We start from the raw sequence: 23,278 nt of genomic DNA, 5'->3' as shown, positions 1-23,278 counted from the left end.
CATCAACCGAATATCTTGGCGGCGATAGTGCAGTGGACCCACCTAACTCCATACCGAACTTAGAAGTGAAACGCTGTAACGCCGATGGTAGTGTGGGGCTTCCCCATGTGAGAGTAGGACACCGCCAGGTCTGAATGAGAAGAAACCTCAAGTAGAGATACTTGAGGTTTTTTTGTGTTTGGGGAGAGTGAGGATATGGGGAGAGTGTCATTCGCATAACAAGAAGTATAGTCATGACCAAAAATCAAGTAGCACCAAGCAGTAATACAGTAATTAAGAAGCAACTAAGAAGCAATTAAGACACAGCAATTAATGAGCAGTTAATAGGCAATCAGACGGGCTGTTTGGGGGAGTCGTCGCTTTTTACTTTATTCATAAATCTCAATGCCACCAGAACAAAGTACTTTTGCTACCGATTGGTTATTTTTAAATACTTCCACACCATTTTCATCATAAGCTTTAGGATTGGTATAAAAAATATGATACGTATAATTACCACTTGTTAGCTCGTAGAAACGTTTTATTTCGATTGCGCCTTTCGTGATAACCCCTTTTGTGATGTTTTCAATATGACTTGTTAGTGTAAGTTCTGGATTATTAAGATTTGCACCAAAGCGATAGATATAGACTTCATCATATTTGTTTAATTGAATGATTTTTCCTTGATTTGTTCTGCAAGTAAAGATGGGGTCTTCTTGTTGTTGAGAAGATTCCTGATAAGATTTATCCAACATAGGAATACTTGTATTAGCGGCATTAAGAGAAAAGCTGGCAGAGACGAATGGAAGGAAAAAATATACTGACTTCATATTATGCTCCTTTTTTATTATGGGATCATAGAAAGTATATGCATTTTTTCTTTAAACAAAAACGTTTATTTTTTAGATGTTATAAAAGTACGCTGTGTTGATATATCCATTTTTGTGGATAAAAAAGGGAAGCCATTGCTTCCCCTTTGTTTAATACGTTGTTGTTTGATGCTATGCATTTAAGATATTTTGAATTTCAGTCATACTTAAGTGGTAACCATGTGGACAAGCATGCCAAACATCTAACATACGCATATATTTATCCCACATTGGGACTTGTGAGTCACAACCGTGTTCACAACGCATAAATTCTTGATATTTTCCTTCTACACCAGTGATGAAACGCAAATAATTTAAATATTTTTTCTCACGTACGGCACAATAACCCGCAAATTGTAAACGATGTGGTGTGAGAGCTGATTTATCACTCAGGTTGTTGTAAGACGTTTGTAAGGCGTTGTACATTTCTAAGGTATCTAATACAGTTTGGCATTCCTGTTCTGACACATCGGAAAATTCTTTATCTAATTCTTTGAGTTCTAAGGCAAATCCGCCTTTTACAATGGCTTCGAGGCGCTGATATTTTTGTGCATTTTGACTATCTAATAAGCCCATTAATTTATATTGGTTGGCCAAGATTAAACGTTGTGTCGATGTCATTTCCATAATGTATTCCTTTTAATCAATTTCATTTAAGATATCTTGAGCGAGATCCTGTTTTGGTGTGCTTACTTTGCCGTCTTTCACTCGATATTCAAGGTTTTGGAAATAAGCTTCACGGAAAGTAATATACGGATCTTGTGATTGTTCTAATAAGGCATCTTTATCTAATGCTTTAGCGCGACTGTCAATAATTTGTACGCCAGATTTTAAGAGTGACCAAGGTCCTAATAAAGATAACATTGGGTAGGTGGTATCCGCCAAATTACCAATGTCTTGGCGTGGTGTGGCTGGTCCATAAAGTGGTAGCATGACATAAGAACCAGTTTCAACCCCATAGCGTCCGAGTGTATCACCAAAACGGCTTTGATTTTCTACTCTTAACGGTGGGCTATAGCTTGCCACATCAATTAACCCACCGATACCAAATACCGTATTAATCCAAAAACGATTGAAGTGAGTCATCGCTTTTTTAAATTCACCTGAAAGTAAGCGGTTTACAAAACTGGCTGGTTCATCTAGGTTATTCGCAACATTCGTTAAACCGGATTTTACAGGTGTTGGAACATACTCTTTCCAACCTGTCGCAACAGGTTTTAACAGATAAGGATCAACTACTTTATAGTTAAAATCCCACATTGTGCGGTTAAAGCCTTCTAATGGATCTTTACGCTCACCTGTTTTTGAATCAATAGTCGCACAGCCACTTAATACTGTGGCAGCTAAGAACAAGGTTACGAGACGTTTGTTTTTTTTCATATCCGCTCTCTATAAGATGAAAAGAAATACCATTTTAGCAAGTTAATGCATAACTACAAGACAATTTATTGTAGCGGAAAAAATGTGTACTTTTTTGTATTTTTATGCAATATTGTTGTATAAATATTCATTTTAACATTTGCGAAATAGCTTGAATAATTACGTATTGTCCATTAGAATTGCGAGGTTTAACTTTTGGCAAAGGATTTTCTTCCACAAGTTAATTTTCAGACACGATTTAGTTTGCTCAGCGAAACCCGAAAGCGCGGTGAATTTTCGCAAACTTTACTAGATTGTGGTTAATGAACATTCGTAAGTGTTCAACCAAAACAAATTAGGAGTAATTTATGTCTGAACCAGCAATTTTGGTATTGGCTGATGGGAGTGTTTTCCATGGCAGCTCTATTGGAGCAAAAGGCCACACCGTAGGCGAAGTGGTGTTTAATACCGCTATGACAGGCTATCAGGAAATTCTAACGGACCCTTCTTATTTTCGACAAATCGTCACCTTAACTTATCCTCACATTGGCAATACCGGTACAAATCTAGAAGATTGCGAAGCGAATCACGTTTATGCCTCAGGACTGATTATTCGCGATTTACCCTTATTACACAGCAATTTCCGTTCATCCATGAGTTTGCGTGATTATCTTCAAACCCATAATGTGGTTGCTATTGCGGATATCGACACACGCCGTTTAACCCGTATTTTACGTGATAAAGGTGCGCAAGCGGGTTGTATCATGACCGGTGAGATTGATGAAGCCAAAGCCCTTGAGTTAGCGAAAAGTTTTGGGTCTATGGCGGGCAAAGATCTTGCACAAGAAGTGAGTACGGGTGAAATTTTTACTTGGACATCCGGTCAATGGCAATTGGGTAAAGGGTTTATTGAACAAACTCAAGCGGAATTTAATGTGGTGGCTTATGACTTTGGTGTTAAACACAATATTTTAAGAATGCTCGCTGAGCGTGGTTGTAAAATCACCGTCGTACCGGCAAAAACCAGTGCAGAGCAAGTGTTAGCATTAAATCCAGATGGCATTTTCTTGTCTAATGGACCAGGCGATCCGGAACCTTGTGATTATGCCATTTCCGCTATTCAAACCTTATTAGCCTCAAAGAAACCCATTTTTGGTATTTGTTTAGGTCATCAGTTATTAGGTTTAGCCGCAGGTGGTAAAACTAAAAAAATGGCATTTGGGCATCATGGTGCTAATCACCCCGTACAAGATTTGAATACACAAAAAGTGTTTATCACGAGTCAAAATCATGGTTTTGAAGTAGATGAAGCGAGCTTGCCAAGTCATGTGCGTGTGACACATCGTTCATTATTTGACAATTCTGTACAGGGTATTGAACTCAGTGATCAGTCTGCGTTTTCTTTCCAAGGGCACCCTGAGGCGAGTCCAGGTCCAAATGATGTGGCTTATTTATTTGATAAATTTATTAATGAAATGCGCAAGGCAAATTTAAGTCAGTTATCGACTTATGTCGCGCACCATTAGTGAGGCTATGCGTAGGTTGAGGTAGTACTACGCCTTATTTATTAAATCATGACCGCATTTTCATTCAACTTTTGAGGCTCGATGATGTTAACCCCTTATGCATATCACTTGGTTAATGTGTTTGCCGAAACCTATTTTGGCGGCAATCCGTTAGCGGTTTTTCCTCAAGCTGATGGACTGACTGATCAACAAATGCAGTTAATTGCACGTCAATTTAACCTATCCGAAACCGTTTTTGTCCATCAAACAACAGAAAAAAGTGCGGTAAGAAAATTACGTATTTTTACCCCTGATTATGAATTACCTTTTGCAGGACATCCGACAATTGGTGCGGCGTTTGTGTTACATCAGCAGTTAAACCTACCCGAAACTTATCTTTTACAAACACAGGCGGGCTTGGTGAAGTTGTTTCATGAAGCGAAGCAAATTTGTTTTGGTTTACAAAACCATATTGAAGTGGATATGATTGATGACAATCTTCCTCAATATACGCAATTATTAGGTTTAAGCGAGTCAGATATTGCTCAAATTGCGTGGGTTAATACCGGCAGTCGCCAATTACTGATCCAATTGACCTCTCTCAACGCCCTTAAAACTTGCCAAATTCATCCCGCACTTTTTCATCAAATTGTGAAACAATCTGCACTTTATCTTTGGTTTGTAGAACAAAATCAAGCCAATGTGCGACTCTTTTTTGGTTCAAACGGTGCGGTTGTCGAAGATCCTGGGACGGGTTCAGCGGCTGCAAATTTAGGGGGCTTATGTCTTAAAAACGGCTTAAAACCACTCAATTGGCGCATTTATCAAGGTGATGAAATCCAACGCCCGAACCGTTTAACCTTACAAGTCGATGAATCTGAAACCATTTATGTGGGCGGTAAAGTGATTGCGGTAGGATGTGGAGAGTTGTTTGTGCCGAGTGGAGAGGGTGAACCAAGTCAAGGAAGTCGTTAAGCTTGTGTACAGTGAGGAACTCGAAAAAATGAATATTTATTGCTTATTATTTGATGATTACGAAACACTGGACTTAATGGGACCGATTGAGTTTTTGTTTCGACTTCCAAATATACAACTTCATTATATTTCCAAGCAAGGTGGATTGATTAAAAGTTATCAAGGCTTTAAAACAGATACAGTTTCTATCACATGTTTGCCAGAAAAAAGTATATTGCTGATTCCTGGTGGGCAAGGGACACGACAACTGGTCAAAGATATGCCGTTTTTAACTTGGTTAACCCAACTTGTGGATGAGGCTGAGTTTTGTCTGAGTATTTGTACAGGCTCCGCTTTATTGGCTGCCACGAAACAACTTGACGGAAAATGGGCGACTTCCAATAAATTAGCGTTTGAATGGGTTCGTCAGGTAAATCCAGATGTGAAGTGGAAAGCTGTCGCTCGTTGGGTAAGAGATGGTAAGTTTTATACTTCATCGGGTGTGTCTGCTGGCATGGATATGACTTTAGGTTTTATTTGTGATCATTACAGTCAAGGTTTAGCACAACAGATAGCGAATCAAACGGAATATATTTGGAACGCTGATCCTAATAAAGATGAATTTGCTTCATTATATGGTTATTCCGCTAAAAGTAACATGACAAAAGCATAACAAGTTGAAGTGATGTCAGTATATCCAAAAGTGCGGTTAAATTTTTAATCGTTTTACAGAGAGAGAAAAAGATGCCAAAACGTACAGATATAAACACCATATTAATCATCGGCGCAGGTCCGATTGTGATTGGGCAAGCGTGTGAGTTTGACTATTCGGGGGCGCAGGCGTGTAAAGCGTTGCGTGAAGAAGGCTATAAAGTGGTATTGGTGAACTCTAACCCTGCCACCATCATGACCGATCCCGATATGGCGGATGTGACCTATATTGAGCCGATAGAGTGGCGAACAGTTGAAAAAATCATCGAGAAAGAGCGTCCAGATGCCATTTTACCCACCATGGGTGGACAAACCGCGTTGAACTGCGCGTTGGATTTATCCAAAAACGGTGTATTGAAAAAGTACAATGTGGAACTTATTGGTGCGAAAGAAGATGCCATTGATAAAGCAGAGGACCGTGGGCGTTTCAAAGAGGCAATGGAAAAAATCGGTTTAAGTACACCAAAATCCTTTGTTTGTCATAGCTTGGAAGAGGCGTGGGCGGCACAATCTGAAGTGGGTTTCCCGACTTTGATTCGTCCGTCTTTTACTATGGGTGGTTCTGGTGGTGGGATTGCCTATAACAAAGATGAATTTTATGCCATTTGTGAACGAGGATTTGATGCTTCACCGACCCATGAATTACTCATTGAACAATCTGTATTAGGCTGGAAAGAATATGAAATGGAAGTAGTACGCGATAAAGCAGATAACTGCATTATCGTATGTTCGATTGAAAATTTCGATCCAATGGGCGTACATACAGGGGATTCGATCACCGTTGCACCAGCACAAACCTTAACCGATAAAGAATACCAGATCATGCGTAACGCTTCGATTGCGGTATTACGTGAAATCGGCGTAGATACGGGAGGCTCAAACGTCCAATTTGCGATTAATCCAGAAAATGGAGAAATGATCGTGATTGAAATGAACCCGCGTGTTAGCCGTTCTTCCGCCCTTGCGTCTAAAGCGACCGGTTTCCCGATTGCCAAGGTAGCAGCGAAATTAGCCGTCGGTTACACTTTAAACGAACTCCGTAATGATATTACGGGAGGATTAATTCCTGCGTCCTTTGAGCCTTCTATTGACTATGTTGTGACGAAAGTCCCACGTTTTGCATTTGAGAAATTCCCACAAGCGGATGATCGCTTAACCACACAAATGAAATCAGTGGGGGAAGTGATGGCAATGGGACGGACGTTCCAAGAATCCTTACAAAAAGCCTTGCGTGGTTTAGAAACGGGTATTTGTGGCTTTAATTTAATGTCAGAAGAGCCGGAAAAAATTCGTCAAGAATTGGGTAATCCGGGACCTATCCGTATTCTTTATGTTGCCGATGCGTTTGGTGCAGGCTTCACTTTAGACGAAGTCCATCATTACAGTAAAATTGACCCATGGTTTTTGATCCAAATTCAAGATTTAGTACTAGAAGAGCTTGCCCTTGAGAAACGTACCTTAGATGAGTTGGATTATGCAGAACTACGCCGTTTAAAGCGCAAAGGTTTCTCAGATAAACGTATTGCACAACTGACTAAATCAGCGGAAAGTGCGGTCAGAAATAAGCGCGTTTCTTTAAACTTACACCCTGTTTATAAGCGAGTGGATACTTGTGCGGGTGAGTTTACCTCGGATACCGCCTATTTATATTCCACTTACGAGGAAGAATGTGAAAGCCGTCCGTCAGATAAGAAAAAAATCATGATTTTAGGTGGGGGACCGAACCGGATTGGACAAGGCATTGAATTCGATTATTGCTGTGTACACGCCTCACTTGCGCTACGTGAAGCGGGCTTTGAAACCATTATGGTGAACTGTAACCCAGAAACCGTATCGACGGATTTTGATACTTCTGATCGTCTTTATTTTGAGCCATTGACGCTAGAAGATGTCCTTGAAATTATCCATGTAGAAAAACCACATGGCGTGATTGTGCATTATGGTGGTCAAACACCACTTAAACTTGCCAATGATCTACATGCCAATGGCGTGAACATTATTGGGACATCCGCAGACAGCATTGATGCGGCAGAAGACCGTGAACGTTTCCAACAAATTTTGCATAAATTAAATCTGAAACAACCAACCAACCGCACAGCACGCAATGCGGAAGAAGCAGTGAAACTCGCTGAAGAAGTAGGCTATCCGTTGGTGGTGCGTCCGTCTTATGTGTTAGGTGGGCGGGCGATGCAAATCGTGTATAACGTGGAAGAATTAAAACGTTATATGCGTGAAGCGGTATCAGTCTCCAATGACAGCCCAATTTTATTGGATCACTTCTTAAATAATGCGATTGAAGTGGATGTGGATTGTATCTGTGACGGTGCGGAGGTCGTGATCGGTGGGATTATGCAACATATTGAACAAGCGGGTATTCACAGTGGGGATTCCGCTTGCTCGTTACCCCCTTATTCCTTAAGCCAAGAGGTACAAGATGAAATTCGTCGCCAAACGGCAGAGATGGCATTTGCGTTAGGGGTGAAAGGGTTAATGAACGTACAATTTGCGGTACAAGACGGCGTGATTTATGTATTAGAAGTCAATCCACGTGCAAGTCGTACGGTTCCTTTTGTGAGTAAAGCAACAGGGCGCCCACTTGCCAAAATTGCGGCACGTGTGATGGCGGGTGAAAGCCTGAAAGCACAGGGTATTCAAGGGGAAGTGATTCCACCATTCTATTCGGTGAAAGAAGCCGTATTTCCATTCATCAAATTCCCGGGCGTTGATACGGTGTTAGGTCCTGAAATGCGTTCAACCGGTGAAGTGATGGGCGTGGGGACAACTTTTGCTGAAGCGTTCTTAAAAGCCCAGCTTGGTGCCAACGAACGTATTCCAAAAACCGGTAAAGTGTTTTTGTCGGTGAATGATGCTGATAAACCACGTTTATTACCTATTGCACGTCAATTACAAGAATCAGGTTATGGCTTATGTGCGACTTTAGGTACGGCAAAATTCCTGCGTGAGCACGGTGTTGCGGTACAAATTATTAATAAAGTGCGTGAAGGTCGCCCGAATATTGTTGACGCGATTAAAAATGGTGAAATTGCGATGGTGATCAATACAGTGAGCGGGTTAGCTGAAACCGTGACGGATGGACACGCCATTCGTCGCAGTGCGTTGCAACAAAAAGTATTTTTACAAACTACCCTTGCGGGGGCGGAAGCCTTAGCGGGCAGTGTGGAATACCTTGCTGATTCTGAAGTGTATTCGTTACAGGATTTACACCAACGTTTACTGTAATCGACTGTTGATAAAAAAGTGCGGTAAAAAGGACCGCACTTTTTTAGGTTAAGTTTCATAAAAAATCGGGACAATTGCCCCGATTTTTTCTTGATTTCAATTAAAGGTAGTATTTTTCCACGACTTTTAAATTGTCATCTAATTTGTACACTAGTGGCTGACCGGTTGGGATTTCTAAATCCATGATGTCTGCATCAGAAATACCTTCAATGTGTTTTGCCAGTGCGCGTAATGAGTTGCCGTGTGCTGTCACAAGGACACGTTTACCTGCCAGTAAAGCTGGGGCAATTTGGTCTTCCCAGAAAGGTAAAACACGCTCAAGGGTGATTTTTAAATTTTCTGCATCAGGTACCACATCGCTTGGTAAGTGAGCATAACGACGGTCGTTATGGGCAGAATGCGGATCTTGAGGATCTAAATCTGGAGGAGAAATATCGTAAGAACGGCGCCAAATATGGACCTGCTCATCACCATATTGTTCTGCAGTGGCTTTTTTATCTAAGCCTTGTAATGCACCGTAATGACGTTCATTTAAACGCCAATTTTTCACTTGCGGGATCCAAAGTTGGTTAGATTCTTCTAACACAATGTTACAGGTTTTGATTGCACGCGTTAAAACAGACGTGAAAGCAATATCAAATTCAAAACCGGCTTCGAGTAATTTTTTGCCTGCTGATTTTGCTTCTTCAATACCGCGTTCTGTTAAGTTGACATCACGCCAACCTGTGAATAGGTTTTTGGCATTCCACTCACTGAAACCGTGGCGAATAAAGACCAATTCCATAAAAAATCTCCTCAATGTTAATAAAAAAACTATGGCAAGTTATAGCAAAAAACAGCCGGCTTTAAAAGGGAAATACTTTGCTTTTCTGATCTGTCGCAAAAATTTAATAAAAAATTAGATTTAGAGCCCTTGCTCAAATAATGTTATATTTAATCAACGTGATTTTAACGGAAGGTTTTGCAATGTGGTTGAGATTGAATAACGTGAAAACTCGAAGAAAACTCACCGCACTTTGTTGCGGCTTATTGTGCATGTCGGTCAATGTATTTGCTAATGATTTATCTAAAATTCAACAACAAATCAAACAGCAAGAACAAAAAATTGCGGAGCAAAAGAAAGCGCAGCAAAAATTACAATCACATTTAAAAAATCAAGAAACCCAAATTAATCAAGTCATAACACAGCTACGTCAAACGGAAACAGAGCTAAAAGAAAGTCGCAAAATGATTAGCGACACAGAAAAGCAAATCCAGCGTTTAGAGAAGCAAGAACGTGAACAAAAACAAAAATTGGCTGAACAATTAGACTCAGCTTACCGTTCGGCGGCTAATCCTTCTGCGCTAGAGCGCATGCTGTCTGAGGAAGCAAAAAATGCTGATCGCCTTAAACAGTATTATGCGCATATGAACCAAGCACGTTTGGCGTTAATTGATGATCTCAAAGCAACACAAGCGCAATTAGCACAAGAAAAAGCCACGATGATTGCGCAACAAAAAGCGCAACAGAGCCAATTATCACAACAGAAAAAACAGCAGCAAGATCTGCAAAAAGTGCAACAAGAGCGACAGTCCACGTTAAAACAATTAAATCGAAATTTATCCCGTGATGAAACCCGCTTGGAAACCCTACGCGCGAATGAAAATGCCCTACGCCAAGAGATTCAACGCGCAGAACAAGCGGCACGCCAGCAGGAGCAGCGTGAGCGTGAAGCTTACGCACAAAAAAAGCAAGCGGAAGAAAAGAAAACCCAAAAACCGTATCAGCCGACAGCACAAGAAAAGCAATTAATGGCAAGTTCAAGTGGTTTGGGTAAGCCGAATAAGCAATACACTTACCCTGTTTCAGGCAAACTATTAAATAGTTTTGGTGCAACCCAAATGGGCGAATTACGCTGGAAAGGAATGGTCATTGGTGCGAATGCGGGTACTGCAGTGAAGAGCATCGCAGATGGACGCGTAATTTTAGCAAACTGGCTACAAGGCTACGGGCTCATGGTGATTATCAAGCATGGTGAAAATGATTTAAGTCTTTATGGCTATAATCAGTCTGTGATTGTCAAAGAGGGACAATTTGTCAAAGCCGGTCAGAAAATTGCTGAAGTTGGTAGTAGTGGTGGACAATCACAATCTTCCTTGTATTTTGAAATTCGTCGCAAAGGGGTGGCAGTGAATCCAATAGGTTGGTTGAAATGAAAACAATTGGCGTCAAAAAGGTGAAAAGTGTGCTACTTTTTGGGGGATTGTGGATCAGCATGGCGTTGGCACAGCCTGCCAAGTTAGCCATTGTGATCGATGATATTGGGTATCACCAGAAAGAAGACGCACAAATTTATGCGCTACCAAAAGAAATTTCGGTGGCGATTATCCCGTCTGCGCCACATGCTCGCCAACGTAATGAACAAGCCTATCAACAAGGTCGTGATATTTTAATCCATATGCCCATGCAACCGTTAAGTCATCAGCGCATTGAAGCGGGAGGATTACATGTTGGCATGCGCCAAGAGGACGTACAACAACGTGTGCAAACCGCCAAGGCGATTGTATCTCATGCCATTGGCATGAATAATCACATGGGCAGTGCCGCGACTGCTGACGCGGAGTTAATGCGTAAATTAATGCAAGAACTGAAAGTGCAAGATTTGTTCTTTCTTGATAGTCGTACCATTGGACGCAGTGTGGCAGGCAAAATAGCCAAAGAGTACGGGGTACAAAGCCTCGATCGCCACATTTTTTTGGATGACAAAGACACTTATGCGGATGTTGAACGTCAGTTTCAACGTGCAGTGCATTATGCACAAAAGCACGGTACGGCAATCGCGATTGGTCATCCACGTAAAAATACGGTGGCCGTATTACAAGCCGGATTAAAACACTTACCCGATAATGTACAGTTAGTCGGCATGGGGAGTTTGTGGCGTAGTGAAACAGGGACGGCGCTGAAACCGCTTATTTCTCTCTTTAATACCATACCAGCACCAACATCGAGCATGCCTTATCAGGCTATCCCGATGTTGAGAGGCATACCACAATAATTTCTTATTCAGGAGACTACATGAAACAAAAGTATCTTTTTATTGCCTCAATGGCACTAGCGGGTTGCGGGAGTATGTCAGAAAGCAACAAGTATTGGATCCAATATAAAGATATTGATCAGTCTGTCAAAGAAGTGAGTTTCTGGTCAAGAGAACAGTTTAACTCTCCCTCTGATGTTAAGGGGACGGTTTATCAACGTGATAATTTGACTCATCTGGCGACATCAACGCCATTAGGCGAGATTTACCACATTTATGATGCGAATCATATACCTATGAATGTGATTTTCCTTGATACGAAAACGCAGCGCTCATTGAATCCGCATAATGCACAAGACATGGCTCAATTAAGTAAAGCAACCCAGTTTGATTTCTATGAGTTTGGCAAAGGACGTATTGCACACGCGGTATTTAGCGCCAAAACAGGACTTTGTCAGGATTTCAAATCAAAACGCGGTGTCGCATTAAAAATGGCAACAAATTACTATACCGATGACAGCTATAAAGGCTATTACGTCAGCGTTATTCATGCCATTATCCGACACAATGGGCAACATACCGATTTCGCTTATACACCGGTGTTTTCGATTGTCGACACGAAAGCGCTTGCCATGACCCAAGCTTTAGAGAAACAAGATGGAGAGAGAGTGGCACAGATGAATTTAAAAGAAAAAGTCACGTTACTGACGAATATTGTGTGCCAATAGCGTTTTCAAAACAAGTGCGGTGCTTTTTAACGCTGTTTTGTCACCGCACGAGCCTATATCGCAGATAACTTCTGTAACAACCTATCCATCGCCCGATAACCTAGTGCTTCGGCGAGGTGGCATTGTTGAATTTGACGTTCATTATTTAAGTCTGCAATGGTGCGTGCTACTTTTAAAATACGATGATAGGCGCGCACGGATAACCCCAATTTGGCTAAGGCATTCTCTAAAAATAACGCATCTTGATCACTGATCTTACAGTCTCGCTCAATTTCTTTACTGGTCAAATAAGCATTAATTTTTCCCGCGCGCGCCAGTTGTATGTCGCGTACTTTTAATACTTTTTCTCTCACTTGTGCGCTACTTTCGCCCCGATCCGTTTGCTGTTGTAACGCGCCTTTGGGGAGTAAAGGGACTTCGATTGACAAATCAAACCGATCTAAAAATGGACCGGATAAGCGATTGAGATAACGTAAGATTTGTTGTGGTGAGGTGCGATTGTGAGTACCTTGATAATGTCCCGTTGGGCTAGGATTCATGGCGGCAATTAATTGAAAACGAGCGGGGAATTGAATTTTTGCATTGGCACGCGAAATGATAATTTCACCACTTTCCAAAGGTTGGCGTAAGGCATCCAATACTTTGCGTTCAAATTCCGGTAACTCATCAAGAAATAACACCCCATTGTGTGCGAGCGAAATTTCTCCGGGTTTGGGTATGGTGCCGCCCCCTACTAAAGCCGGTGTTGAAGCACTGTGATGAGGGGCACGAAATGGGCGCTGTTTCCAATTATGAAAATTCAATTCATGATGAACAAGGCTTGTCACTGCGGCGGTTTCAATGGCTTCTTGATCGTTCATTTCCGGTAACAAGGTAGTTAATCGGCTGGCGAGCATGGTCTTTCCTGTACCAGGCGGACCCAAAAAAAGCAGATTATGTTGCCCTGCGGCAGCAATGGTTAAAGCGCGTTTAGCATGGGATTGTCCGATAATATCGGTTAAATCTTTTTGTGTTGTTGCTAAAAGGGCCGGATCATGTTGTGTGGGCAGATCTGAGGCTAAAGGTAACGTAGTATGATCATTGAGGAAATTGACGACCTCTAGTAAATGTTGAGCAAAATAGGTGTCTTGGTGGGAAACTAACGAAGCTTCATTGGCATTTTGACTGGCGATAATCAATTTCCGCTTGGCTTTTTGTGCAGCAAGGATCGCGGGGATGACGCCATGTACTGCACGTAAATCACCCGTTAGCGCTAACTCACCCACAAATTCAAATTGCTGTAACTTTTGTGGGTCAATTTGACCAGAAGCGGCGAGCATACCAATGGCGATCGGTAAATCAAAACGTCCGCCCTCTTTGGGTAAATCGGCGGGGGCGAGATTGACGGTGATCCGTTTAGCTGGGTATTTAAATTGGGCATTGAGCAAGGCACTGCGTACGCGATCTTGTGCTTCTTTGACGGTTTTTTCGGGTAAGCCGACTAAGTTGAATTGCGGTTTACCATTACTGAAATGCACCTCAATGGTGACTAAAGGGGCTTGTACGCCCATTGAGGCGCGACTATAAACAATTGCAAGTGACATCGTTCATTCCACTGATAAAAAAAGAAAACCGCTGGATAATAAAAAAGTGCGTTTCCTTTGGCAGGAAGAACGCACTTTTTTACGATCTAGATCGCAGAAACGATGTTTCTATTCACTCAAAACAGGGGCAAACCAACTGTCTAATTTTGCAGCAAGACGATCAATGCCCGTTTTATTTAAAGCGGAAAAGGCTTCAACTTGCACATCCCCTTGGAAAGGGAGAATGGCTTCACGTACCATTTTTACTTGTTTACTTCTGGCACTTTGGCTCAGTTTATCTGCTTTGGTGAGTAAAAGAAGAACTGGCAACTTAGAGGCGACCGCCCATTCTATCATTTGTTGGTCTAAGTCTTTCAACGGATGACGAATATCCATTAAGATCACCACGCCAGCTAAACATTGACGTTTTTGTAGGTACTCGCCGAGAGCTTTTTGCCATTGAATTTTCATTTGTTCAGGCACCGCGGCGTAGCCATAACCGGGTAAATCCACTAAACGACATTGGGGTTCCACTTCGAATAAGTTGATTAACTGGGTGCGACCGGGGGTTTTTGAAGTACGTGCTAAACTTTTTTGGTTGGTTAAGGCATTCAGTGCGGTGGATTTTCCCGCATTTGAACGTCCCGCAAAAGCAATTTCAATGCCACTGTCTTCTGGCAAGGCACGAATATCCGGTGCACTGGTGAGAAAATGGGTTTTATGATAATTCAGTTTTATATCAGACATAGAGGCTCCTTTAAGTGTCTTAGAATACCTTATAAGCACACATAAAAAAATGAAAAAATGCCGAATTTATGCGAAAATAAGCGCTCTTTATTTCTAATTAGCTGAATTATATGACAGATAACTTTTATCAATGGCCTGATCCCATACGTTTATATCCTGATCAGGGCAAAAAATCCTATCGTTTGAAACGTTTTCGTTTCCATTTACGTTCGTTATTGCATCAGGGCAATATTAAGCGTTTTGAACAGTTTATTAATCAGCATCCTACCTTAGCAGGGTTATTAAACAGCCGTCCTAGCTTTAGTTATCCGTTGGCACACCGTTTTTTAGACAAGCGTTTTAGCACCAAACAACGTTTTGCAGCAATTTGTGAGAATTTACGTTTTTTACCCGAAAAATTCACCGCACTTGGTCTGCCTCAGTTATGGGAAAAGGAAATGTGCTTTGGTGAGGTTATTGAGGATTTTGAGCTTTATCTGTGTCTAAATTATCATCAGGCAATGGAAGGGTATTGGGCATTAGAACTGCGTTATAAACCGACGGGGCAATTAATTTATTTATTAACCTTTGGTAAAGTTGAGCAATCATTACTTATTGCCGTGATTCAAGGTCCAAACTTTGAGGGTTCAAAAGAGTTAGTGAAAGTGTTGACGAAAAAATGTCATGGTTTACGTCCAGCCTATTTGATGGTGGAGGCGATGAAAGCGCTCACGAATGCTTTGGGGTATGACAAATTATTAGGCATTCCACACAAGTATCAAAATAAATCTCGCTTGGTCCAAAGTAAGCGCTATGTGGTGGATTATGATGCGATTTTTGCGGAATCTGCTGGCGAACTGAAAGATTATTGGGAGTTGCCAGTGCAATTTGCGATGAAAGACATGGACAGTATTCCAAGTAACAAACGCTCTATGTATCGTAAGCGCTATGCGATGCTTGAACAGTTACAAGCCAGTATGAAGCAGAAATTGCAACATTAATGCCAAGAGAAAAGGTCGCTTAATCAAATAAGCGACCTTTTTGTTAGAAAGTGCGGTGGTTTTTTCGTATTTTTTAACGTGGGAGATTTACCGCACCGCCGTAACCTAGTTGTCGCCATGCTTCATAGACGGTGACCGCAACGGAATTAGAGAGGTTCATGCTACGACTATTTTCCGTCATCGGAATTCGAATTTTTTGTGTCATTGGCAAGCTGTCTAAAATGGACATTGGAATTCCTCGGCTTTCTGGACCAAACATCAAATAATCCCCTAACTCAAATTGCACTTGGCTGTGTGCTGGTGATCCTTTCGTGGTTAACGCAAACAGACGTTTTGGTTGTTCAGTGGCTAAAAATGTCTCAAAGGTTTTATGCCGTTTGATTTCGGCAAATTCATGATAATCCAAGCCGGAACGACGTAATTTCTTATCATCCCAAGTAAAGCCCAGTGGTTCAATCAAGTGTAAGCGAAAACCCGTATTAGCACATAAACGAATAATATTGCCGGTATTTTGTGGGATTTCAGGTTCGTATAAAACAATATCTAGCATAATTTTTTAACAAAAAAGAAAAAGTGGGCTGATTTTAGCATATTTTGCTCACAGTTACCGTGCGATATTCGTGAGAGGGAATTTATGAGTGCACAGTTGCACAGTGCAATCATTTGTATTACAATTACAATCGTATTTTATTTTTTAAGGGGCATCTATGGACAGAGTCCGATTTAATCTTACGGAAGATAGCTTCCAAGACAAGTATCTGTATGAGTATTTTTTATATGGAAGTAAGCATAAAAATATTCCAAGTGATATAGAAAATACGCTAGCGCATAAATTAGATATGTTAGATAGCGCAAATACTTTGAGCGATTTGCGAAGTCAACCAGGTAATAAATTGGAAAAATTGGAGCCTAAAACGAGTGGGCTATATTCTATCAGAGTGAATGTGAAATATCGTTTAATATTTAAATATAAAGAAAGTAATTTTCCAAAAATAACAGAGTTGAGATTAGATAAACATCAATATAGATTATAATTATTTGGAACATAGAACATAGAACATAGAACATAGAACATAGAACATAGAACATAGAACATAGAACATAGAACATAGAACATAGAACATAGAACATAGGATTTATTATGAGTAGAGTACAAAGAAAGCCATCAACAGTGGGTGATATTTTATTAGATGAATATTTAGTTCCACTAAATTTGAAAATTGCAGATTTAGCTACAATGTTAGATGTTCATCGTAATACAGCGAGTGCACTCGTTAATAATAATACTAAATTGTCTTTAGAAATGGCACTGAAACTAGCAAAACTATTTAATACAAGTCCTGAGTTTTGGTTAAATTTACAAATGAAATTAGACTTATGGGAAATTGAAAACAATGCTAGGTTTCAAGAAAGTTTAAAGAAAATTTCGTCTATTGATCAGCATAATCTGTTAGAAAAAATCGCTTGATGATAGTGAACAAAATAAAATGCTCAACCTTGTAGCTTGAGCATTTTTTATCGTTTAAAAATTCTTACTGAAGGTTAAATAAATCCGATTCCGGTCATATTCGGAAAAAGGATTGTTACTGGTGGTTTTTTGATATGCCCAAGTGATTTTAGGCGTAATCCCCAGCCAGTGAACGCTACGATGCCAAATCGTAAAATTGACACCGTATTCGCGATTTTTTTGCACAACTTTAAAGAAACTTGGTGCGAAAATCGTATTCTTTTCTGCTGAAGGTGCTTGATAAGTGCGTGTGGCATAGCTTGTTTGTAAACGTGTTGAAATGCCTTTCGACCATTCCTGTCCCCAACCTAGACGTATTCCCTGACGTTCAAAGGCATAGGCTTTTAGTTGAGTATTTTTTTGATAATAATCGAGTCCAACAAACCAAAATTGTTGGCTATTTGGCATATATATCAGGGTATTGCTAACGGAATAGCTATTTCCATTTGAGTTTTGCCGTTGAGGTTGGATATAGCGTTGTTCGGTATATTCGAGAACCGTTGACATTTTCCAATTGGGTGTCAACCAATAATCCATCTCAAGGTTGATACCTGAGCTTTTAGAATAGCGGTGTAATGTACGTGCATCCTTTGTCGCATTTTCACCGCCCACATACCAAAATTGTTCCACGAAAGGCATAAGTTTCACTTCTGTTTTGGCATTACGGTAACCACCACCTAGATTGAGGCGAGTCGAAAACTCATCATACTTATGATTATCCCAATAATATTTTCCATTGATATCGGCACTGAATTCTGTGAAAAAGCCGTGAGCTAATGACCAATTTTTACTGAAATTAATAAAATAACTTAAACCATGTGCTTTTTCTGGTTGGCTTGACGGGGTAAACCCTTCCACTTTGGTGCCTTTAGGCGGTGCATTATTGACATTGTTCTCATGCAAATAATTTACTCCGCCATAAACATTCCAACTATCGCGTTGGTTAATCGCATCAATATAGCTATCAATGAGGGTCAGTAAAGGCGCAGGTAAGTTTTCTGAACGCAGTTGGTTAAATTGTGCTTTCGCAGCTTCATTTTCACGATTTTGCGTTAAGGCGATAGCGAGTTGTAAGCGTGCAGGTTGTAAATTGGGCTTTTCTGCAATAATTTGGCGATATAAACGCACAGATTCATTTAATTTTCCTTGTTTACGTGCGACAACTGCCTGTGCCCATTTTAATAAGAAGGGATCCGGTGATTGTTTAGCATAAATAGGTAAGAGGATTTCAACACCGCGCATATCATTATTTTTTAACGCCGGGATTAAGGCACGAAGCACCAAATCAGGTCTGCTAGCAAGTTGTTCAATAGTCAATGAAATTTGTTGACTGCTTGCACTTGATGTGGGTTCAGCCGGTTTCGGTTTTTGAGAAAAGAGATGCTGTTTAGGTGACGTCTGGGAAAAGGTTTCATCTGGTCGGCTATTATCTACAGGAATCACAGTATTTGCCCACGCGGTGTTATAAATAACGCCAGAGAGAAAAACAAGGAGACCGAAAAAAGGTAAAAAAGTAAGTGGTTTTAAATTCATCATTAAGTTCATCTGAAAAAAGTTATGATATTCTGTTTATTATGGGTGTGGGCTTTCGCGATTAAGTCGTTGCAATGGCATACAAGCGGTAACTGACTTGACCGGTTATTTTCTCTTTGAGTATGGTCCAGTTCTCTGGGGCAATAATCGGTTTGTCTTTTTCTGTTTCCACATAAACCAATGCGTCAGGTTTTAGCCAATTATGTCGAGCTAATAAATCAACTGTTTGCTGTGCTAGACCGAAGTGAAAAGGCGGATCAATAAACACAATGTCAAAGTGCGGTGCAGTTTGTGGTTGATTTAAAAATTGCAGGCTATTTTGATTGATGACGTTAGCCTGTTTTGCATTGCATTTTAACGTAGCAAGATTTTTGCTGAGTTGTGTCGCAACATTTTTATCTAGCTCTAAAAACGTCACCTGTTTTGCCTGACGTGAAAGTGCCTCAAAACCTAATGCACCACTGCCAGCAAAGCAATCAAGGCAGGTCGCATCGACAATGTAGGGCATGAGCCAATTGAATAAGGTTTCTTTAACCCGATCACCTGTTGGACGTAATCCATCCGCAGAAAGCACGGGCAATTTCCGCCCGCGCCATAATCCTGCAATGATACGTACTTCACCTTTTGGTGTGCTAGATTTGAGTTTTTGTATTGGTTTTTTCATAAGGTTATAAAATAAATAGCAGTATGCGAAAATACCATATCATCATGTGTTTATTGTGCTTGGTGACTTTTTTCAGCAAATAATAACCCATAATATTTTTCAGCTTTTCCTACACCAACAACGTATTTTTTATCAGTCTTTTCTGCGTTGATAAAATTCAGCTCCATTGTCATGTTGTCGGGTCCTGTAGGGGAAAGATCATAAGGGTTATTTTTATGTGGTGTTAATATTAAATTCCGACCTTCTCCAGAGAGCTTAAATAGATCATCGTACCCTCGGTTATGCCTATAAATCTCACCATAAATTTTACCATTTTGTATAGTAAGACTCACATTGCCATACTGAGGAATATATTCTGAACCAACTCGATTTACATCACTTAATACGGAATATATAAAACCATCTTCTTGATGGTAAGTTGCAGTTAGTGCATTGATGTTCTCATTATTTATTGCATCTGGTTTGATTGCATAAATATAGTTTTCTTCTATTTTTTTATAATCTGATGAAGGTTGTCCATAACTGCCATAATAAAATAAATCGTCTTTTAGCGTAAAGTGATAATAATGCTCTTTATTTTCATTTTTTCCGTCAACTAATGATATCGTTTTACTTTGTGTTTTTGTTTTATCAAAAACTGGATCATCATTATATTGAGAATTATATTTTACGAAAGTGAATACCGTAACATTATCTTTATCTACATTATTACTCGCATTTCCCCATTCTGAAACATGATAACCTGTCCAAGTAAGATTTTCTTGTGCAGGTTGGTTTTTTTCTTGTTCTAGAGGGGCTTGAAAGGAGGATTGTTGACTATTTTCTTTGGATGTGTCATGAGAAGACATTGAAAGTTTGTCATGAAGAGAAGTATTCGTAGCACTATTAGTCATAGGATGTTTGATTGGAGTGGAAGAAGGCTCACTATTTGATTGAACCGGTTGTGCTTTTTCCTCTACACGGTCAGCACGATTTCCAGCGCTACCGCCACCACCGCTACATGCCACTAATAATGAAGAGAGGGTCATCAATAAGCTTGTTTTTAAAACGATTTTTTTCATATTTATCCTTGTACTGCCTAGATCAAAAATAGGTCACATCATATCCTTTATGATGCGGTGTTATTTTATCGTTTTTTTCTCAGTTAAGAAGGGATTTATTATTTTTAATAAACAAGATCGTTTTATTTGCTTGGTTTTTATGCTGTTATTGTCTATGAATTATATTATTTCGTAACAGAGAGTATTTTTTAAATAAGAAAAGACAAAAAAGGCGTTTTTAAACGCCTTTTATCTTTTATTTACCCGTAGGATTTTCTGCTGGTTTTTCATCTGATTTTTCAGCGGCTAATACCCCAATCCATGTTTCGGCTTTAGCGTTACCAAAAAGATATTTATGATCACCATTTCCTTTTTTTGAATCCGCTAATACATAATTCAGATTAGTTTTATCGCCTTTTTTAATTGTACCAAGAAGATTTTCTAAGACAGGTTCAATAGTTGAACTACCATTATTACCTTTTTCTATTTTAAAGATTTCTTCTTTGTTAGTTTCTCGACTATTGCCATTTTCAGAGCGATAAATAGAACCTGATATATTACCGTTGTCATAGAGAATATTCACATCACCATAATTTATTAAGCCATTATTAGATAATTCAGTATTACTAATAGGCGCATAAATAAACCCTTTTTCTTTTCTATAATAAGCTTTGAATTGAGCAGATTGGTCAGCGCTTTTAAAATCCGTGTTGATGGCATAAAGTAATTCCACATTTTTATGCGCGCGACTATCATCAACATTGTGACGATAACCATAATAGCCGACTTCATGCCCCTCAGTCCCTAATAAAGTAAATTTATACTCACCTCCTGAAGTATCCTTTAATTTAAGAGTGATATGCTCTTCTTTTTTAGTGTATTTATCAGGTGTACCACTGTGTTTATCTGCATTTTCCACATGTTCTAGTTTATAAACTGTTACACGATTTTTATTTTCATTTTTTGCAGTACAGAATGATTTTGCCTCACAAGCGCCTTCCCACTTTTCTTGTGTAGAAGAAGGAGGAGGGGACATCCCCATATTGTCATTTGCTGGTGGAGGTGGTGCTTCCTTTGCGCCATTATCTGGTGCTTGGTTTTTAGGTGGTGCCGGTATATTTGGTGCAGCATCTGGTTGTTGAGGTGCTGGTGGTGCAGGTTGAATCGGCTGTACTGGTGGGGGCGCATTGTTTCCGCCATTGCCACCACCGCCACCACCGCCACCGCAAGCGATTAAAAGGCAAGATAATCCGAAGACAGTTGTTAATTTGATGATTGCTTTTTTCATAGTGTATTCCCTATACATGTTCCATAAGCAGATTGCTTATTTCCTTATTAAAAATGTGTATATTTTACACGTTTTTATTATTTATACAGCTAAATTTGTATAAATTTTGCAAATTTTAGGGAAAGCAAGGAGATTTTTTTCATCGTTGAAGTATTCAATGTTAAAATGAGCAATCAATTTTTGAATTCAAAATATGTTTAGGCAATGAGAAAAAATTATGTCAACGGAAAATAAAAAAGGTGGCTTTTGGTCTTGGCTTGGTTTGGGAAAAAAGCAAGAAACCCCAGAGGCGACAAAGACGTTACCGAGTACAGAAACGTCCGACAATATTGAGCAAGTCGAAGAAATCAAATCAGAGATTGAACCCCAAATTGAGCAAACAGAAAGTGCGGTGATTTCTGATGAAATATCATCTTCGACCACATCCGATACACCGGTAGCATTCTCCCCAACATTAGACAAAACAGACGCGCAACATGTGAAGACTGATGAGGGTGACGATGTGCAGAGTTTGTTTCAGCAGGCTGAAGAGGAGATGAAAACGGAAGACTGCCTTGAAGAAACGGATTCTTTTGCCAGTGCGCTAACATCTGATGAGGACGTCAAACTGGCTGCGCCAACACCTTCCCAGCCTCAAGAACAAGAAAAAAAGAGTGAAGGTGGGTTTTTTAGCCGTTTAGTGAAAGGGTTATTAAAAACGAAACAAAATCTTGGTGCGGGTTTTCGCAGTTTCTTTTTTGGTAAAAAAATTGATGATGCATTATTTGAGGAATTAGAAGAACAGCTCCTCATCGCCGATTTAGGCGTACCGACTGCGACAAAAATCATCAATAACTTAACGCAACATGCTAGTCACCAACAATTAAAAGAGGCAGATTTGTTGTATCAACAACTAAAAGTGGAAATGGCAGAGATTCTTAAACCGGTTGCCCAGCCACTCGTGATTGATCAAAGCAAAAAACCTTATGTGATTTTAATGGTTGGTGTGAATGGTGTGGGAAAAACCACGACCATTGGTAAATTAGCGCGTCAGTTCCAACATGAAGGTAAATCAGTAATGCTAGCGGCAGGCGATACGTTTCGTGCGGCGGCGGTTGAGCAATTGCAAGTGTGGGGTGAGCGTAATGGTATTCCAGTGGTGGCACAAAGCACAGGATCCGATTCTGCTTCCGTTATTTTTGATGCGATGCAGTCTGCTGCCGCACGTCATGTTGATGTGTTGATTGCAGATACAGCAGGACGTTTACAAAATAAAAATAATCTAATGGACGAGTTGAAAAAAATTGTGCGTGTGATGAAAAAATATGATGAAACAGCACCACATGAAATTATGTTAACGCTCGATGCCGGGACGGGACAAAATGCAATTAGCCAAGCGAAATTATTCCATGAAGCCGTTGGCTTAACGGGGATTACCTTAACCAAGTTAGACGGTACCGCAAAAGGCGGTGTGATTTTTGCGATTGCTGATCAATTCAATTTACCGATTCGTTATATTGGCGTGGGTGAAAAAATCGAAGATTTACGTCCATTTAATGCAGATGAATTTATTGACGCGTTATTTGTGCATGAAGACGAAAGCAGCGTAGCAAATTAAA

At 40.1% G+C, this 23,278-nt stretch carries 22 protein-coding genes and 1 rRNA gene; 12 read left to right on the top strand and 11 right to left on the bottom strand.

Annotated features, from left to right (window positions below):
• Positions 1 to 14 precede the first annotated feature (14 nt).
• Positions 15 to 130, top strand: a 5S ribosomal RNA gene (gene rrf / locus KPF51_RS09775).
• A 238-nt stretch (positions 131 to 368) separates the two neighbouring features.
• On the opposite strand, the gene KPF51_RS09770 is transcribed toward rrf, so the two are convergent.
• From KPF51_RS09770 to KPF51_RS09760, 3 genes are all read right to left on the bottom strand, one after another.
• Complete coding sequence (locus KPF51_RS09770; protein ID WP_005724242.1) at positions 369 to 809, bottom strand: hypothetical protein; 441 nt, start codon at positions 807 to 809, stop codon at positions 369 to 371.
• Positions 810 to 980: 171 nt separating this feature from the next.
• The gene (locus KPF51_RS09765) at positions 981 to 1,475 is read right to left on the bottom strand and encodes a YfbU family protein (RefSeq protein WP_005718061.1); all 495 of its coding nucleotides are present in this window, start codon (positions 1,473 to 1,475) and stop codon (positions 981 to 983) included.
• 12 nt (positions 1,476 to 1,487) lie between these two features.
• Complete coding sequence (locus tag KPF51_RS09760) at positions 1,488 to 2,228, bottom strand: VacJ family lipoprotein (protein ID WP_061406317.1); 741 nt, start codon at positions 2,226 to 2,228, stop codon at positions 1,488 to 1,490.
• 347 nt (positions 2,229 to 2,575) lie between these two features.
• Between KPF51_RS09760 and carA the strand changes: the two genes are divergently transcribed.
• The 4 genes from carA to carB all read left to right on the top strand — a co-directional run bounded on the left by carA (position 2,576) and on the right by carB (position 8,617).
• Positions 2,576 to 3,733: a glutamine-hydrolyzing carbamoyl-phosphate synthase small subunit gene (gene carA / locus KPF51_RS09755; protein ID WP_005752067.1), complete on the top strand. Its 1,158-nt coding sequence runs from the start codon at positions 2,576 to 2,578 to the stop codon at positions 3,731 to 3,733.
• A gap of 84 nt (positions 3,734 to 3,817) precedes the next feature.
• The gene (locus KPF51_RS09750) at positions 3,818 to 4,687 is read left to right on the top strand and encodes a PhzF family phenazine biosynthesis protein (RefSeq protein ID WP_061406318.1); all 870 of its coding nucleotides are present in this window, start codon (positions 3,818 to 3,820) and stop codon (positions 4,685 to 4,687) included.
• 28 nt (positions 4,688 to 4,715) lie between these two features.
• Positions 4,716 to 5,339, top strand: a complete 624-nt coding sequence (locus tag KPF51_RS09745) for a DJ-1/PfpI family protein (protein ID WP_061406319.1) — start codon at positions 4,716 to 4,718, stop codon at positions 5,337 to 5,339.
• A 71-nt stretch (positions 5,340 to 5,410) separates the two neighbouring features.
• On the top strand, positions 5,411 to 8,617 hold the full coding sequence (gene carB, locus KPF51_RS09740; protein WP_061406320.1) for a carbamoyl-phosphate synthase large subunit: 3,207 nt from the start codon (positions 5,411 to 5,413) through the stop codon (positions 8,615 to 8,617).
• A 100-nt stretch (positions 8,618 to 8,717) separates the two neighbouring features.
• Here the strand turns inward: carB and KPF51_RS09735 are convergent, their stop codons facing one another.
• Positions 8,718 to 9,401: a 2,3-diphosphoglycerate-dependent phosphoglycerate mutase gene (locus KPF51_RS09735; protein WP_005718066.1), complete on the bottom strand. Its 684-nt coding sequence runs from the start codon at positions 9,399 to 9,401 to the stop codon at positions 8,718 to 8,720.
• A gap of 182 nt (positions 9,402 to 9,583) precedes the next feature.
• Here KPF51_RS09735 and envC point away from each other — a divergent pair, with 182 nt between their 5' ends.
• The 3 genes from envC to KPF51_RS09720 are packed head-to-tail and all read left to right on the top strand — an operon-like array spanning position 9,584 to position 12,359.
• Complete coding sequence (envC, locus tag KPF51_RS09730) at positions 9,584 to 10,813, top strand: murein hydrolase activator EnvC (protein WP_151244430.1); 1,230 nt, start codon at positions 9,584 to 9,586, stop codon at positions 10,811 to 10,813.
• Entirely contained in the window at positions 10,810 to 11,652 is an 843-nt protein-coding gene (locus KPF51_RS09725; RefSeq protein ID WP_061406322.1) for a divergent polysaccharide deacetylase family protein, read from the top strand. The genes envC and KPF51_RS09725 overlap by 4 nt, the downstream gene beginning before the upstream one ends.
• Before the next feature lie 20 nt (positions 11,653 to 11,672).
• Positions 11,673 to 12,359 (top strand): hypothetical protein, encoded by a 687-nt coding sequence (locus KPF51_RS09720; RefSeq protein WP_061406323.1) that lies wholly within the window; start codon positions 11,673 to 11,675, stop codon positions 12,357 to 12,359.
• 53 nt (positions 12,360 to 12,412) lie between these two features.
• On the opposite strand, the gene KPF51_RS09715 is transcribed toward KPF51_RS09720, so the two are convergent.
• Positions 12,413 to 13,942 carry a YifB family Mg chelatase-like AAA ATPase gene (locus tag KPF51_RS09715; RefSeq protein WP_061406324.1) on the bottom strand — a complete coding sequence of 510 codons (1,530 nt, stop codon included), beginning with the start codon at positions 13,940 to 13,942 and terminating at the stop codon, positions 12,413 to 12,415.
• Between the two features lie 108 nt (positions 13,943 to 14,050).
• On the bottom strand, positions 14,051 to 14,668 hold the full coding sequence (yihA, locus tag KPF51_RS09710) for a ribosome biogenesis GTP-binding protein YihA/YsxC (RefSeq protein WP_005724253.1): 618 nt from the start codon (positions 14,666 to 14,668) through the stop codon (positions 14,051 to 14,053).
• A gap of 110 nt (positions 14,669 to 14,778) precedes the next feature.
• On the opposite strand from yihA, the gene KPF51_RS09705 reads away from it, so the two are divergent.
• Positions 14,779 to 15,648, top strand: a complete 870-nt coding sequence (locus KPF51_RS09705) for a VirK/YbjX family protein (RefSeq protein WP_061406325.1) — start codon at positions 14,779 to 14,781, stop codon at positions 15,646 to 15,648.
• Between the two features lie 73 nt (positions 15,649 to 15,721).
• Here the strand turns inward: KPF51_RS09705 and trmL are convergent, their stop codons facing one another.
• Positions 15,722 to 16,198 carry a tRNA (uridine(34)/cytosine(34)/5-carboxymethylaminomethyluridine(34)-2'-O)-methyltransferase TrmL gene (gene trmL, locus KPF51_RS09700; RefSeq protein ID WP_042742721.1) on the bottom strand — a complete coding sequence of 159 codons (477 nt, stop codon included), beginning with the start codon at positions 16,196 to 16,198 and terminating at the stop codon, positions 15,722 to 15,724.
• Positions 16,199 to 16,355: 157 nt separating this feature from the next.
• On the opposite strand from trmL, the gene KPF51_RS09695 reads away from it, so the two are divergent.
• On the top strand, positions 16,356 to 16,682 hold the full coding sequence (locus KPF51_RS09695; RefSeq protein WP_061406326.1) for a type II toxin-antitoxin system RelE/ParE family toxin: 327 nt from the start codon (positions 16,356 to 16,358) through the stop codon (positions 16,680 to 16,682).
• A gap of 107 nt (positions 16,683 to 16,789) precedes the next feature.
• On the top strand, positions 16,790 to 17,116 hold the full coding sequence (locus KPF51_RS09690; protein WP_005757699.1) for a HigA family addiction module antitoxin: 327 nt from the start codon (positions 16,790 to 16,792) through the stop codon (positions 17,114 to 17,116).
• Between the two features lie 54 nt (positions 17,117 to 17,170).
• Here the strand turns inward: KPF51_RS09690 and KPF51_RS09685 are convergent, their stop codons facing one another.
• The 4 genes from KPF51_RS09685 to KPF51_RS09670 form a co-directional block, all read right to left on the bottom strand.
• Positions 17,171 to 18,691, bottom strand: a complete 1,521-nt coding sequence (locus KPF51_RS09685) for a surface lipoprotein assembly modifier (protein ID WP_061406327.1) — start codon at positions 18,689 to 18,691, stop codon at positions 17,171 to 17,173.
• A 58-nt stretch (positions 18,692 to 18,749) separates the two neighbouring features.
• Positions 18,750 to 19,352 carry a 16S rRNA (guanine(966)-N(2))-methyltransferase RsmD gene (gene rsmD / locus KPF51_RS09680; RefSeq protein ID WP_081106276.1) on the bottom strand — a complete coding sequence of 201 codons (603 nt, stop codon included), beginning with the start codon at positions 19,350 to 19,352 and terminating at the stop codon, positions 18,750 to 18,752.
• Positions 19,353 to 19,402: 50 nt separating this feature from the next.
• Positions 19,403 to 20,413, bottom strand: a complete 1,011-nt coding sequence (locus KPF51_RS09675) for a hypothetical protein (protein ID WP_061406328.1) — start codon at positions 20,411 to 20,413, stop codon at positions 19,403 to 19,405.
• Between the two features lie 235 nt (positions 20,414 to 20,648).
• Positions 20,649 to 21,680 carry a hypothetical protein gene (locus tag KPF51_RS09670; protein ID WP_061406329.1) on the bottom strand — a complete coding sequence of 344 codons (1,032 nt, stop codon included), beginning with the start codon at positions 21,678 to 21,680 and terminating at the stop codon, positions 20,649 to 20,651.
• A gap of 217 nt (positions 21,681 to 21,897) precedes the next feature.
• Here KPF51_RS09670 and ftsY point away from each other — a divergent pair, with 217 nt between their 5' ends.
• Positions 21,898 to 23,277: a signal recognition particle-docking protein FtsY gene (gene ftsY, locus KPF51_RS09665; protein ID WP_061406330.1), complete on the top strand. Its 1,380-nt coding sequence runs from the start codon at positions 21,898 to 21,900 to the stop codon at positions 23,275 to 23,277.
• Position 23,278: the final 1 nt, after the last annotated feature.

It is taken from the genome of Pasteurella sp. XG20 (assembly GCF_018968665.1).
GTDB lineage: Bacteria > Pseudomonadota > Gammaproteobacteria > Enterobacterales > Pasteurellaceae > Pasteurella > Pasteurella multocida.
The sequence above is the reverse complement of the archived record's forward strand: the minus strand, read 5'-3'. Positions and strand labels throughout refer to the sequence as shown.